Genomic DNA, 13,316 nt, shown 5'->3' on the forward strand with positions numbered 1-13,316 from the left:
TTGGCTTGACGACCTTGACCGTCGTCACCGCAGCGCGGCCGGCGCCGAGCCGCCTCAAGGCAGCCGCGCCAACCCGCCCGGCGGGTGGTTTGCCGTACCCGGCGAACCGGGTGCCCCATTCTTAATGGAACTGCTCTTCTTCCGTGGAGCCGGTCAGTGCCTTGACGCTGGAGCTGCCGCCCTGGATCACGGTGGTCACGTCGTCGAAGTAGCCGGCTCCCACTTCCTGCTGGTGCGAGACGAAGGTGTAGCCTTGTTCGCGGGCCTTGAATTCGGGCTCCTGCACCATGTCGACGTAGTGCTTCATGCCTTCGCCGTTCGCATAGGCGTGGGCGAACTTGAAGGTGTTGAACCAGTTGATGTGAATGCCGGCCAGCGTGATGAACTGGTACTTGTAGCCCAGGGCCGACAGTTCATCCTGGAAGCGTGCGATCGTGCGGTCGTCCAGGTTCTTCTTCCAGTTGAAGGACGGCGAGCAGTTGTAGCTCAGCAGCTTGCCTGGACTCTTGGCATGCACGGCCTGTGCGAACTCACGGGCGAAGCCCAGGTCCGGCGTGCCGGTTTCGCACCACACCAGGTCGGCATAAGGCGCGTAGGCCACGCCGCGGCTGATGGCCTGCTCCAGGCCGTTCTTGACGCGGTAGAAGCCTTCCTGCGTGCGCTCGCCGGTCAGGAAGGGCTTGTCGTTGGCGTCGTGGTCGCTGGTGATCAGGTTGGCGGCTTCGGCGTCGGTGCGGGCCAGCACGATGGTGGGCACGCCCATCACGTCGGCGGCGAAACGCGCGGCCAGCAGCTTCTCAATGGCTTCCTGCGTCGGCACCAGGACCTTGCCGCCCATGTGGCCGCACTTCTTCACGGCCGCCAGCTGGTCTTCGAAGTGCACGCCGGCAGCGCCCGCGGCAATCATGTTCTTCATCAGCTCGAAGGCGTTCAGCACGCCGCCGAAACCGGCTTCCGCGTCGGCCACGATGGGCAGGAAGTAGTCGACGAACTGCTCGTCGCCCGGGTTGATGCCGCGTGACCACTGGATCTCGTCAGCGCGCTTGAAGGTGTTGTTGATGCGGCGGACCATGGTCGGCACCGAGTCGTAGGCGTACAGCGACTGGTCCGGGTACATGGTCTCGGAGGTGTTGCCGTCGGCGGCCACCTGCCAGCCCGACAGGTACACCGCTTCCAGGCCGGCCTTGGCCTGCTGCATCGCCTGGCCGGCGGTGATCGCCCCGAAGGCGTTCACGTAGCCCTTCTTGGCGCCACCGTTGATCTTGTTCCACAGCGTTTCGGCGCCGCGCTGGGCCAGCGTGTACTCGGGCTGCAGGCTGCCGCGCAGGCGCACCACGTCAGCAGCGGAATAGCCACGCTTGACACCCTTCCAGCGAGGGTTTTCGGCCCAGTCTTTTTGCAGGGCGGCAATCTGTTGTTCGCGGGTCAGCTTCGTCATCGGGAGCTCCATCAGGTAGGTCGAATCGGGGTCGATCGGGTGTCAGAAATTGAGGTCAACAAGGTGACAACCTGGAGACAAGTGTGCGCGCCGAACTCGCCGGAGGGAAGACTTATGTCTTATATAAGACTGAAGTTTGTTTTCAATAAAATCAATGACTTAAGTTCAACATATCGCAATGTGAGAGTGCAGATTTCACTATGAAAAATGAAACTCACCTTTGAATTCTCTTGATTCCACATCGTGAAAGAGCCTTTTCGCGATGGGAAATCCCCGGCAGTGGATGCCGATGCAAGCCCCCGATGCGTGCCCCGGGCAACGCGCTGCTCTTTATGATGGCCGCCGTCGACCTGATCGGCAGGGTCGGAACCCCTTCGGCGATCCCCGTTCAGGTTCCTTAGAAAGCGCTGCCCGATGTCCGGCTTCCCGTTCCTGTCCCAGACCACCTTCCTGCAGGTGCCACCGCTCGCCAAAGGCCACACCTTCGGCTTGGCAGGCGTCGCCTGGGATGGCTGTGTGACCAACCGCCCTGGCGCGCGCTTTGGCCCGCGCAACATCCGCCAGGCCAGCCACATGCTGTGCGACGGCACGCACCCGCTGTTCGATGTGGCGCTGGACGGCTGCCTGGGCGACGCCGGCGACCTGCCCCTGCCCAACACCAGCCTGGAAGGCATGCGCGCAGCGATGATGCCGTTGATCCAGCCGCTGATTGCCAGCCACCACATGGCCTGGCTGGGCGGTGATCACTCGATCACGCTGCCACTGCTGCGCGCCTACCGCGCCCAGGTCGGCCAGCCGCTGGCCGTGATCCATTTCGACGCCCACTGCGACACCTGGGAAGACCACTTCGGCGAGCCCAGTGGCCATGGCACCTGGGTCTACGAGGCCATCCAGGAAGGCCTGGTGCTGCCCGAGTGCTTCACGCAACTGGGCATCCGCTCTGCCGGGGTGCGCGAAGCGCGCGAATACGTGCGAGACCAGGGCGGCCAGATCTTCACCGCCCGCGAGCTTCGCGGCCTGGAGAACCCGACGCAGCTGGCGCCGGTGCTCGGCGCCATCCGCGAGCGCCTGGCCGCACACGGGCACCCACCCCTTTACCTCAGCCTGGACATCGACTGCCTGGACCCGGCCTTTGCGCCCGGCACCGGCACGCCCGAGCCGGCCGGCATGACGACCAACCAGGTCTTCAGCATCCTCGAGGAACTGGCCGACCTGCCCTTCATCGGCATGGACTGCGTGGAGGTGTCCCCGCCCTTCGATCAGAGCGAGCTGACCAGCCTGGCCGCCTCGCAAATCGTCTGGACCTACCTCTGCGGCCAGCGCAGGCGCTTGGGCATCTGACTCGGATTGGCAACGTCGTCTGAGCTAACTTTAGCCCCTAGCCAATCGGGGCGGAGGTCAGTGGTAGTCGTCTTCCAGCTGATGCCGGATGGCGAGCACCTGAACCAGACCTGCATCGACGATCTCGAACAGCGCAACATAGCCGGCCGCACCGAATGGAATCAACAACTCGCGCAGGAAAGGGCTCTCGGCGGCCTTGCGGTAGATGAATGGGGTGCGTCGCAAGCTGTCGATCGCGCTCACGATTGCTTCATAGGCGATGTCAGCATGCGTCAGGTCCTCCACCGTCTCGGCCTTGTCGACCAAATGGTCGTAGAGGCGAATGAGGTCGGCGCGGGCCTGGGCCAGGTAGCGGACTGCGAAGCTCAACCGAGGATCCGCTTTCTGGCGGCCTCAAGCCGGCCTTTCAGTTCTGCGTGCACCTCGTCCGCGGAATACGAGACGCCAGTGCGAGCGAAGTCCTGACGCGCGGCCAAGCCGCGGGCAATGAACTCGGCGCGGTTGCGTCGACGGTCGATGGTCTCTCGCACCGACGACTCGATGAAACCTGACAAGGATTCGCCTTCCTGCAGGACACTTTCGGCAGCTTCGCGAAGCTCGGCTTCGACGCGCAGCGAGGGGAACGTTGCGGACTTCATGGGTGGAATGGATTGCGTTGCACTTGCGACGCAGTGAGTGTAGTCCGTTCCAGGCCCAGCGGTCACAACGGCAAGGCGGTGGTCTTCTTGACCGTCCGCAGCACCAGCATGGAGTTCGACCGCTCCACGCCCGGCAGGTGCATCAGCACCTGGGTGTGGAAACGCTCCAGGTCTTCGGCGTCGCGGTAGGCGAAGCGGATCAGGTAGTCGTTCGAGCCGGCCACGTAATAGCAGTCCAGCACCTGCGGCTCGGCCCGCACAGCCTGCTCGAAGGCTTCGAGCAGGCTGTTGCTCATGGTTTCGAGGTTGATGATGGTGAAGCTGGTGCCTGTCTGGCCCACGGCCTTGGGGTTCAGCAGCGCCACGTACTGCGCGATCACGCCTTCATCTTCCAGTTGCTTGACCCGCCGCAGGCAGGCCGAGGGCGACAGATGCACCCGCTGCGCCAGCTCCACGTTGGTGAGTTTGCCGTCGAGCTGCAGCTCCGACAGGATGGCCTTGTCAATCGCGTCCAGATGCATCAGTTGCATACCGGCCTGTGATGAAAATTGCGGCGATTTGGAGATGCTTCGCATATTGTTTCAAGATTCTACTTCTGCTTCGCATGAAATTGCGCCGCGAGGCCTGCTGCCTCACCAACGCGCAAGCACATTGCGCGCCGGCTTGGCTAGACTGCTCCTCGTTGCTGAATGCCACTTGAAGCAGCGCCGAAGCGTGATGTGGATCACGCCGCCGCTGCCAAGTCCTTGAGGAATGACGATGACCGCCGACCTTGACGCCTACTGGATGCCCTACACGGCCAATCGCCAGTTCAAGAAGGCACCGCGCCTGCTGACCAAGGCTTCCGGCATGCATTTCTGGAACGACGAAGGCCGGCAAATCCTCGACGGCGTCGCCGGCCTGTGGTGCGTCAACGCCGGCCACGCCCGGCCGCGCATCGTGCAGGCGATTGCCGAGCAGGCCGCCGAAATGGACTACGCGCCGCCGTTCCAGATGGGCCACCCCAAGGCTTTCGAGCTGGCGCGCCGCGTGGCCGACCTGGCACCCGGCGACATGAACAAGGTCTTCTTCACCAACTCCGGCTCCGAAGCCGTGGAGACGGCGCTGAAGATGGCCCTGGCCTATCACCGCGTGCGCGGCGAAGGCCAGCGCACCCGGCTGATCGGCCGCGAGCGTGGCTACCACGGCGTCAACTTCGGCGGCATGTCGGTCGGCGGCATCGTCGGCAACCGCAAGATGTTCGGCACCATGCTGAGCGGCGTGGACCACATCCGCCACACGCACGACTTAGGCGCCAATGCCTTCAGCGTCGGCCAGCCAGCCCATGGCGCCGAGCTGGCGGACGACCTGGAGCGCCTGTGCGCGCTGCACGACCCGTCGACCATCGCCGCGGTGATCGTCGAGCCCGTCGCCGGCTCCACCGGCGTGCTGATCCCGCCGCAAGGTTACCTGCAGCGCCTGCGCGAGATCTGCGACCGCCACGGCATCCTGCTGATCTTCGACGAGGTCATCACCGGCTTCGGCCGCACCGGCAACCCGTTTGCCGCGCAGACCTTCGGCGTCACGCCAGACCTGATGAGCTGCGCCAAGGGCCTGACCAACGGCGCCGTGCCGATGGGCGCGGTGATTGCCCGCCAACACGTGTACGACGCTTTCATGCAAGGCCCGGAACAAGCGATCGAGTTCGCCCACGGCTACACCTACTCGGCCCACCCGCTGGCCTGCGCCGCCGGCCTGGCCACGCTGGACACCTACGAGGAAGAAGGTCTGCTGACCCGCGCTGGCGAGCTGCAGTCTTACTTCGCCGAGTCGCTGCATTCGCTGAAGGACGCGCCGCACGTGATCGACGTGCGCAACATCGGCCTGGTCGGCGGCATCGAACTCACACCGCGTCCCGGCGCACCGACCGCACGCGCCTTCGACGTGTTCCTGGACTGCTACGCCGCCGGCGTGATGGTGCGCACCACGGGCGACACGGTCGCGCTGTCGCCGCCGCTGATCATCAGCCGAGAGCAGATCGACCAGATCGTCAGCACACTGCGCAACGCGATCAGTCGCGTGGCCTGAGCACTTCCGCTCCCATTCTTCCAACCCTGCGGTAACTGACTTTCAGAGGGCTTTGCCTAGCGCCTACCTTATGACCTTCCTCAGCGTCGACCGCGATCTCGCCCGCCATTCGTATTACGCCGCCACCGCCCCGCGCACGCAGGGTTTTGCTGCGCTTTCCGGCGACCTCGAAGCCGACGTGGCCACCGTCGGCGGCGGCCTGGCCGGGTTGACCGCCGCGCTGGACCTGGCCAAGCTGGGCCGCAAGGTCGTGTTGCTGGAGGCCAGGCAGGTCAGCTGGGGCGCCAGTGGGCGCAACGGCGGCCAGGCCATCCACGGTCTGGCTTGCGACCACACCGAGATCGAAGCCCAGCTGGGCCTGGAGGACGCCCGCAAAGTCTGGGGCATGACGCTGGAAGCGCTGGACCTGCTGCGCCAGCGCATGCGCCATCACCAGATTGATTGCGACTGGCGCGACGGTTACCTGGGTGTGGCCACCAGTGCACGCAAAGGCGCGGCGCTGGCCGAATGGGCCGAGCGCATGGCGCGGGTCTACAACGCCAGGTTCACACCGGTGCCGCACGAGCGCATTGGCGACTGGATCGCCAGCCCGCGCTACCACTCCGGCCTGCACGACCCGCACTCCGGCCACCTGCATCCGCTCAAGTACGCGCTGGGCATTGCCCGCGCTGCAGCCGAAGCCGGTGTGCAGATCTTCGAGAACTCACCCGTCACGGCGATGACGCCCGGCGCCACGGTCACGCTGCACACCGCAGGCGGCCAGGTGCGCGCGCCGCAGGTGCTGCTGGCTGGCAATGTCTACCTGCAGGGCGTGGCCCAGGCGCTGGAGCAGCGCATCATGCCGGTCGGCACCTACATCGTCTGCTCAGAGGCGCTGGAACCTGGACTGGCCGCGTCGCTGGTGCCTTCGGGCTCGGCAGTCTGTGACACCAACTTCGTGCTGGACTACTTCCGCCCGACGGCCGACCACCGCATGCTTTACGGCGGCCGCGTCAGCTACAGCACCGTGACGCCGCCCAACCTGGCCGAGACGATGAGGAAGCGCATGGTCGGCACCTTCCCGCAGCTGAAAGACGCCAAGGCCGAGTTCGCCTGGGGCGGCTTCGTGGACATCACGATGAACCGCGCGCCCGACTTCGGCCGCCTGCCGGACGGGCACCAGAACGTGTACTACCTGCAAGGCTTCTCCGGCCACGGCCTGGCGCTGACTGGCCTGGCTGGCCGGCTGGTGGCCGAAGCCATGACCGGCGACGCCAGCCGCTTTGACGTCTTCGCACGCATCAAGCACCATGCCTTCCCGGGCGGGCGCTTGTTGCGCACTCCGGCGCTGGTGCTGGGCATGGCCTGGTACCAGCTGCGGGACTTGCTGGGTTGAACCCCACTCATTCAGGAACATCGGCATGAACGACATGACCTTGCCCTCCTCGATCACCGCCGCCCACGACGCCGCGGCCGCACCGGCACGCAAGCCCGTGGTGCTGGTGCCCGCGTGCAACCGCATGCTGGGCGAGCACCCTTTCCACATCGCCGGCAAGAAGTACCTGGATGCCGTGCGCCTGGCCGGCGGCCAGCCCTTGATCGTGCCGTCTGCCGAGGCCGATGAGATCGACGCGCTGCTGGATCTGGCCGACGGCGTGTTCCTGACCGGCTCGCCATCCAACGTGCACCCCAGCCACTTCGGCGAAGAAGTGCTGAACCCGGCCCTGCCGCTGGACCCGCTGCGCGACAGCTGGACGCTGCCCTTGATCCGCCGCACGCTTGCGCGCGGCATCCCGCTGTTCGCAATCTGCCGCGGTGCGCAGGAGACCAATGTGGCGCTGGGCGGCTCGCTGCACCAGGCCGTGCACGACGTGGCCGGCCACCATGACCACCGCGCGCCCGATGGCGAACCGGCTGCCGTGCAGTACGGCCCGGCGCATGCGGTGCAGGTGCAGGCCGGCGGCGTGCTGGCCAGCCTGTTCGGCAGCGGCGACTTCCCGGTCAACTCGGTGCATGGTCAGGCGGTGAACCGGCTGGCGGACGGCCTGCGGGTCGAAGCCCGCGCGCCGGACGGGCTGGTTGAAGCGTTTTCAGTCGAAGGCGGCGCTGGCTTCAGCCTGTGCGTGCAATGGCACCCGGAGTGGCAGGCTGCGCAAAACCCGCAATCGGTCGTGATGCTGAACGCCTTTGGCGATGCTTGCCGCCAGCATCAGGCTGCACACCATCCGGCCGCCATTCAACCGGGCGCAAACAAGGCCTGACCCAACAGAACCCCGGGGCCCGCGCGGCCCGGCGCCGGGCGCAGCAGTCTGCCAGGCGACATTCCGCGCGCAATGCAAAAGTCAAAGCAGGTGCCACCATGGCCAGCAGAGAACAATTCAATTTCAGCGAGCTGGAGAACTGGCTCAACCAACACCGTGTCACCGAGATCGAGTGCCTCGTGCCCGACCTCACCGGTGTGGCGCGCGGCAAGATCCTGCCACGCCAGAAGTTCACCGAGGACCGCGGCATGCGGCTGCCCGAAGCCATTGTGGCGATGGGCGTGACCGGGGAATTCCCGGAAGAAGGCCCGTACTACGACGTGATCCACCCGACGGACCGCGACATGCACCTGCGGCCTGACCCGGCCACCGTGCGCATCGTGCCCTGGGCCACCGACCCGACCGCGCAAGTCATCCACGACTGCTACGACCGCGACGGCAACCTGGTGCCGTTTGCGCCGCGCTCGGTGCTGCGCCGCGTCTGCGACCTGTTCGCCGCCGAGGGCTGGGAACCCGTCGTGGCGCCGGAGCTGGAGTTCTACCTGGTCGCCCGCAACACCGACCCCGACATGCCGCTGAAGCCGCCGGTCGGCCGCAGCGGTCGCAGCGAAACCTCGCGCCAGGCCTATTCGATCGACGCGGTCAACGAGTTCGACCCGCTGTTCGAAGACGTCTACGACTACTGCGAGAAGATGGAGTTGAACGTGGACACGCTGATCCACGAGGTCGGTGCCGGCCAGATGGAGATCAACTTCTTCCACGCCCACCCGCTGGGCCTGGCCGACGAAGTCTTCTTCTTCAAGCGCACGGTGCGCGAGGCCGCACTGCGGCACGACATGTTCGCCACCTTCATGGCCAAGCCGATTGCCGGTGAGCCCGGCAGCGCAATGCACGTGCACCAAAGCCTGGTCAGCAAAATGACCGGCAAGAACATCTTCAGCAATGAAGACGGAACTGCCAGCGACGAGTTCTATTGGTACATCGGCGGCCTGCAGAAGTACATCCCGGCGGCGATGGCGCTGTTCGCACCGTACGTCAACAGCTACCGCCGCTTGTCGCGCAACACCGCCGCGCCGATCAACATCCAGTGGGGCTCCGACAACCGCACCGTCGGCATCCGCTCACCGGTGGCTTCGCCTTCGGCACGCCGGATCGAGAACCGCGTGATCGGTGCCGATGCCAACCCCTACGTGGCACTGGCCGCCACGCTGGCCTGCGGCTACCTGGGCATCAAGAACAAGATCGCACCGGCCGCGGAATGCAAGGGCGACGCCTATCTGGGCGAATACCAGCTGCCACGCAGCCTGGGCGAAGCGCTGGAGCTGCTGCGCCAAGACACGGACCTGGCCGAAGTGCTGGGCAAGGACTTCATCACCGTCTACACCGAGGTGAAAGAGATCGAGCACGCCGAGTTCATGAAGGTGATCTCGCCGTGGGAACGCGAGCACCTGCTGCTGCACGTCTAAGAAGCTGCAGACGAACCGAACGGGCCCGCTCATGCCGCCAAAACAGACTCACTCGTCGTTGCAAATGCTCGCTGTAGCCCGAGCTACAGCTGCGCTTTGCGCCTAGATTGAGCCCGTTTTGACGACCCGCTCGAACCCGCCCGGTCCGCCCGCAGCTTCTGCCCAAAAACACTGCACGGTCGCCTCACGAGGGCGGCCGTTTTTCAAGGAGCCTCCCATGCAAAACAACATCGTCATCCAGGCGCCCGCCGTGGCGCAAAAGCGCACGACGCGCGAATGGCAGCAAGCCGATTCGGCGCACTTCCTGCACCCGTTCACAGACCACCACGGCCTGAGCAGCAAGGGCTCGCGCATCATCACTAAGGCAGAGAACATCTACCTCTGGGACAGCGAAGGCCACAAGCTGCTGGACGCCATGAGCGGGCTGTGGTGCGTCAACGTCGGCTACGGCCAGCAGGCGCTGATCGACGCGGCCACGCGGCAGCTGAAAGAGCTGCCGTTCTACAACGCGTTTTTCCAGACCGCCACGCCGCCTTCGATCGAAGCGGCCGAGCTGATCTCTTCGGTCACGCCGCCCGGTTTCGAGCATGTGTTCTTCACCGGCTCGGGCTCCGAAGGCAACGACACCGTGGTGCGCATGGTGCGCCGCTACTGGGACATCCTGGGCCAGCCGGAACGCCAGGTGATCATCGGCCGCGTCAACGGCTACCACGGCTCGACGATGGCCGGCGCCTCATTGGGGGGCATGAGCGGCATGCATGCACAAGGTGGGTTGCCGATCCCCAATATCGTGCACATCGACCAGCCCTACCAGTTTGAACACGGCCGTGGCATGGACCGTGACGCCTTCGGCCTGAAGGCCGCAAGCTGGCTGGAAGACAAGATCCTCGCCGTCGGCCCTGAGAAGGTTGCGGCCTTCATTGGCGAGCCGGTGCAAGGCGCTGGCGGCGTGATCATCCCGCCGAAGAGCTACTGGCCCGAGATCCAGCGCATCTGCGACAAGTACGGCATCCTGCTGGTGTCCGACGAAGTCATCTGCGGCTTCGGCCGCACCGGCAACTGGTTTGGCTGCGAAACCATGGGCAGCAAGCCCGACCTGATGACCTTCGCCAAGGGCGTGACCTCGGGTTACATCCCGCTGGGTGGCGTGGCCGTCGGCGGGCGTGTTGCCAAGGCGCTGATCGAGCAAGGCGGCGAGTTCCAGCACGGCTTCACCTACTCGGGCCATCCGGTGGCATGCGCAGTGGCCGTGGCCAACATCAAGCTGATCCAGCAACTCAAGCTGGTCGAGCATGTTCGCGACGACGTCGGCCCGTATCTTGCACAGCAGTTTGCAAGCTTGCGCGACCATCCATTGGTCGGCGAAACGGAGACATGCGGACTGATGGGTGCGATGCTGCTGGTGAAGGACAAATCCACCGGCACGACCTTCCCAGGCGAGGTGGACATTGGCATGGTGTGCCGTGGCCATTGCTTCGCCAACGGCCTGATCATGCGTGCGGTGGGCGACCGCATGATCATCGCGCCACCGCTGGTGATGACCCGCGCTCAGATCGACGAAATGATGGCGCTGATCCGCCGCTGCCTCGACCTGACGCTGGCCGATGCCACGAAGAACGGTTGGATCTAAGGGTGCCCCCAAGCCTGTCGCTTCGCGTCAGGCCCCCCTGCCCCGGGCGTTACCGCGCCCACGTGCTGCGCCAGCTTTTTTCGTGTTCGCCCGGGGCGTCACTGCCCTGTTCGTCTCCTAGACTGCAAGCTGAAGCTTGTGCACCGCTGCCCCACCGGCGTGTGCCCTGAGTTTGACAACCCGCATCTGTGACCCCCGGAGGAATATCTTCATGAAGTTCAAGTCTGTGCGTTCGGTTCTGTCGCTGGCCATGGCCGCGCTCTCGCTCTCATTGGTCGGCGGCGCCGCCATGGCCCAGGAAGAGGAAAAGGTCCTCAACATCTACAACTGGTCCGACTACATCGCCGAAGACACGATTGCGAACTTCGAGAAGGAAACCGGCATCAAGGTTCGCTACGACAATTTCGACAACAACGAAATCGTCCATGCCAAGCTGGTTGCCGGCAAGACGGGTTACGACGTGGTCGTGCCTTCGTCGAACTGGGCCAAGCTGCAGGCCGAAGGCGGCCTGCTGCGCAAGCTCGACAAATCGCTGCTGCCCAACCTGAAGAACCTGGACCCGGCAATCCAGGCCCAGCTGGCCAACATGGACCCGGGCAACCAGTACATGGTCGACTGGCTCTGGGGCTACACCACCGTGGGCATCAACGTCGACAAGGTCAAGGCCGCGCTGGGCAGCACGCCGATGCCGGACAACGTCTGGGACCTGGTCTTCAAGCCCGAGTACATCTCGAAGATGAAGTCCTGCGGCGTGTCCTTCCTGGACTCGGCCACCGAAATCGTGCCGGCCGCGCTGCACTACCTGGGCAAGCCCTCGTTCAGCAAGAACCCTTCGGACTACGCCGCTGCCACCACGCTGCTGAAGTCCGTGCGCCCCTACGTCACGCTGTTCAGCTCCTCGGGCTACATCAATGACATGGCCAACGGCTCGGTCTGCCTGGCGCTGGGCTGGTCGGGTGACATCAACATCGCGCGCCAGCGCGCCATCGAAGGCAAGACCGGCCAGAAGCTCGAGGCCCTGATTCCGAAGACCGGCGGCCTGCTGTTCTTCGACGTGATGGTGATCCCGGCCGACGCAGCCCACCCTGGCAACGCGCACAAGTGGATCAACTACATCATGCGCCCCGAGGTCGACGCCGGCCTGACCAACAAGGTCTTCTACGCCAACCCGAACAAGGAGTCGCTGAAGTTCGTCAAGCCCGAGGTCGCGAACAACCCGACCGTGTTCCTGTCACCTGCCGACCTGCAGAAGATGGCCGCACCGGACTCGTTGAACAACGACCTGCGCCGCCTGATGACGCGCACCTACACCTCGTTCAAGACTGGTCTGTAAGGCGTCCGCCCGCATCATGACGAACTCCCCCGCCAGCGTCTCTCGCCCGACCAGCACCGTCAGCACTTCCGCTGCCGACAGTACCTACCTCCAGATCCAGAATGTGGTGAAGGACTTCGGTGGCTACAAGGCCGTCAACAACGTCAGCCTGGACATTGCCAAGGGCGAGATCTTCGCGCTGCTCGGCTCGTCGGGCTGCGGCAAGACGACCTTGCTGCGCATGCTGGCGGGCTTCGAGACGCCCACGTCCGGCCGCATCATCCTGAACGGCCAGGACCTGGCGGGGCTGCCGCCTTACGAGCGGCCACTGAACATGATGTTCCAGTCCTACGCGCTGTTTCCGCACCTCACGGTGTGGGACAACATTGCCTTCGGGCTGCGGCGCGACGGTCTGCCCAAGGAGCAGGTCGCCGAGCGCGTGGAAGCCATGCTGAAGCTGGTGCAACTGGGCAAGTTCGCCAAGCGCAAGCCGCACCAGCTCTCCGGCGGCCAGCAGCAGCGGGTGGCGCTGGCTCGCAGCCTGGCCAAGCAGCCGCAGATGCTGCTGCTGGACGAGCCGCTGGGCGCACTCGACAAGAAGCTGCGCGAGGAAACGCAGATCGAGCTGGTCAACATCATCGAGCAGGTCGGCGTGACCTGCGTGATGGTGACGCACGACCAGGAAGAAGCCATGACCATGGCCTCGCGCATCGCGGTGATGAGCGAAGGCCGGTTCCTGCAGGTCGGCACGCCGGGCGAAGTCTATGAAACCCCGCAGACCCGCTTCGTCGCCGACTTCATCGGCAACGTGAACCTGATGGACGGCACGGTCGAGGTCGACGAGGCGGACCACGTGATCATCGCCAGCCCCGACTGCAAACACTACGTCGGCCACGGCATCACCGGTACGCTGGGCATGCCGGTCACGGTGGCGCTGCGGCCGGAGAAGATCGTCATCGACCGCAACCCGCCGCCCGATGAGTTCAACCGCGTGCAGGGCACCATCGAGGAAATGTCCTACTTCGGCAGCTTCACTGTCTACCGGCTCAAGCTGGCCAGCGGCGAGATGCTCAAGGTGAGCATGGCCAATACCGTGCGGCAGCGCGAAGACGCGCTGACCTGGGGCGACAGCGTCTGGGCGCACTGGTCGCGTTCGTCCCACGTGGTGCTGACCCAGTGAGCGC

General features: G+C 65.0%; 12 protein-coding genes. 8 read left to right on the forward strand and 4 right to left on the reverse strand.

Annotated features, from left to right (window positions below; genetic code table 11):
* Nucleotides 1-121 precede the first annotated feature (121 nt).
* The gene (gene aceA, locus LRH25_RS21155; protein ID WP_141285486.1) at nucleotides 122-1,438 is read right to left on the reverse strand and encodes an isocitrate lyase; all 1,317 of its coding nucleotides are present in this window, start codon (nucleotides 1,436-1,438) and stop codon (nucleotides 122-124) included.
* 414 nt (nucleotides 1,439-1,852) lie between these two features.
* Between aceA and speB the strand changes: the two genes are divergently transcribed.
* Nucleotides 1,853-2,779, forward strand: coding sequence for an agmatinase (gene speB / locus LRH25_RS21160; protein ID WP_141285488.1), 927 nt, complete (start codon nucleotides 1,853-1,855; stop codon nucleotides 2,777-2,779).
* Between the two features lie 57 nt (nucleotides 2,780-2,836).
* Here speB and LRH25_RS21165 read toward each other — a convergent pair whose 3' ends face one another.
* From LRH25_RS21165 to LRH25_RS21175, 3 genes are all read right to left on the reverse strand, one after another.
* A complete protein-coding gene (locus LRH25_RS21165) occupies nucleotides 2,837-3,148 on the reverse strand; it encodes a type II toxin-antitoxin system RelE/ParE family toxin (RefSeq protein WP_141285490.1) in 312 nt (103 codons plus the stop codon).
* A complete protein-coding gene (locus LRH25_RS21170; RefSeq protein ID WP_141285492.1) occupies nucleotides 3,145-3,417 on the reverse strand; it encodes a YlcI/YnfO family protein in 273 nt (90 codons plus the stop codon). Before LRH25_RS21170 ends, LRH25_RS21165 begins: the two co-directional genes overlap by 4 nt.
* Before the next feature lie 62 nt (nucleotides 3,418-3,479).
* Entirely contained in the window at nucleotides 3,480-3,938 is a 459-nt protein-coding gene (locus tag LRH25_RS21175) for an Lrp/AsnC family transcriptional regulator (protein WP_211361301.1), read from the reverse strand.
* Nucleotides 3,939-4,176: 238 nt separating this feature from the next.
* Here LRH25_RS21175 and aptA point away from each other — a divergent pair, with 238 nt between their 5' ends.
* The 7 genes from aptA (at nucleotide 4,177) to LRH25_RS21210 (ending at nucleotide 13,312) form a co-directional block, all read left to right on the forward strand.
* On the forward strand, nucleotides 4,177-5,484 hold the full coding sequence (aptA, locus tag LRH25_RS21180; protein WP_141285496.1) for an omega-aminotransferase AptA: 1,308 nt from the start codon (nucleotides 4,177-4,179) through the stop codon (nucleotides 5,482-5,484).
* A gap of 70 nt (nucleotides 5,485-5,554) precedes the next feature.
* The gene (locus LRH25_RS21185; protein ID WP_141285498.1) at nucleotides 5,555-6,859 is read left to right on the forward strand and encodes an NAD(P)/FAD-dependent oxidoreductase; all 1,305 of its coding nucleotides are present in this window, start codon (nucleotides 5,555-5,557) and stop codon (nucleotides 6,857-6,859) included.
* A gap of 34 nt (nucleotides 6,860-6,893) precedes the next feature.
* The gene (locus LRH25_RS21190) at nucleotides 6,894-7,724 is read left to right on the forward strand and encodes a gamma-glutamyl-gamma-aminobutyrate hydrolase family protein (RefSeq protein WP_141285512.1); all 831 of its coding nucleotides are present in this window, start codon (nucleotides 6,894-6,896) and stop codon (nucleotides 7,722-7,724) included.
* A gap of 98 nt (nucleotides 7,725-7,822) precedes the next feature.
* Entirely contained in the window at nucleotides 7,823-9,190 is a 1,368-nt protein-coding gene (locus LRH25_RS21195; protein WP_141285500.1) for a glutamine synthetase family protein, read from the forward strand.
* A 217-nt stretch (nucleotides 9,191-9,407) separates the two neighbouring features.
* Nucleotides 9,408-10,820: an aspartate aminotransferase family protein gene (locus LRH25_RS21200; RefSeq protein ID WP_211361300.1), complete on the forward strand. Its 1,413-nt coding sequence runs from the start codon at nucleotides 9,408-9,410 to the stop codon at nucleotides 10,818-10,820.
* Nucleotides 10,821-11,070: 250 nt separating this feature from the next.
* Nucleotides 11,071-12,153 carry a polyamine ABC transporter substrate-binding protein gene (locus LRH25_RS21205; protein WP_231012204.1) on the forward strand — a complete coding sequence of 361 codons (1,083 nt, stop codon included), beginning with the start codon at nucleotides 11,071-11,073 and terminating at the stop codon, nucleotides 12,151-12,153.
* Between the two features lie 16 nt (nucleotides 12,154-12,169).
* A complete protein-coding gene (locus LRH25_RS21210; protein WP_141285504.1) occupies nucleotides 12,170-13,312 on the forward strand; it encodes an ABC transporter ATP-binding protein in 1,143 nt (380 codons plus the stop codon).
* Nucleotides 13,313-13,316: the final 4 nt, after the last annotated feature.

Source organism: Ideonella azotifigens (assembly GCF_021043325.1).
Classification (GTDB): Bacteria; Pseudomonadota; Gammaproteobacteria; order Burkholderiales; family Burkholderiaceae_C; genus Ideonella; species Ideonella azotifigens.

What these genes read in the sequence shown, in the direction of transcription:
- LRH25_RS21190 (WP_141285512.1), top strand. Translation starts at nt 6,894, where the DNA reads ATGACCTTGCCCTCCTCGATCACCGCCGCCCACGACGCCGCGGCCGCA.
- LRH25_RS21205 (WP_231012204.1), top strand. Translation starts at nt 11,071, where the DNA reads ATGGCCGCGCTCTCGCTCTCATTGGTCGGCGGCGCCGCCATGGCCCAG.
- LRH25_RS21185 (WP_141285498.1), top strand. Translation starts at nt 5,555, where the DNA reads ATGACCTTCCTCAGCGTCGACCGCGATCTCGCCCGCCATTCGTATTAC.
- LRH25_RS21210 (WP_141285504.1), top strand. Translation starts at nt 12,170, where the DNA reads ATGACGAACTCCCCCGCCAGCGTCTCTCGCCCGACCAGCACCGTCAGC.
- aptA (WP_141285496.1), top strand. Translation starts at nt 4,177, where the DNA reads ATGACCGCCGACCTTGACGCCTACTGGATGCCCTACACGGCCAATCGC.
- LRH25_RS21175 (WP_211361301.1), bottom strand. Translation starts at nt 3,938, where the DNA reads ATGCATCTGGACGCGATTGACAAGGCCATCCTGTCGGAGCTGCAGCTC.
- LRH25_RS21200 (WP_211361300.1), top strand. Translation starts at nt 9,408, where the DNA reads ATGCAAAACAACATCGTCATCCAGGCGCCCGCCGTGGCGCAAAAGCGC.
- LRH25_RS21170 (WP_141285492.1), bottom strand. Translation starts at nt 3,417, where the DNA reads ATGAAGTCCGCAACGTTCCCCTCGCTGCGCGTCGAAGCCGAGCTTCGC.
- speB (WP_141285488.1), top strand. Translation starts at nt 1,853, where the DNA reads ATGTCCGGCTTCCCGTTCCTGTCCCAGACCACCTTCCTGCAGGTGCCA.
- LRH25_RS21195 (WP_141285500.1), top strand. Translation starts at nt 7,823, where the DNA reads ATGGCCAGCAGAGAACAATTCAATTTCAGCGAGCTGGAGAACTGGCTC.
- aceA (WP_141285486.1), bottom strand. Translation starts at nt 1,438, where the DNA reads ATGACGAAGCTGACCCGCGAACAACAGATTGCCGCCCTGCAAAAAGAC.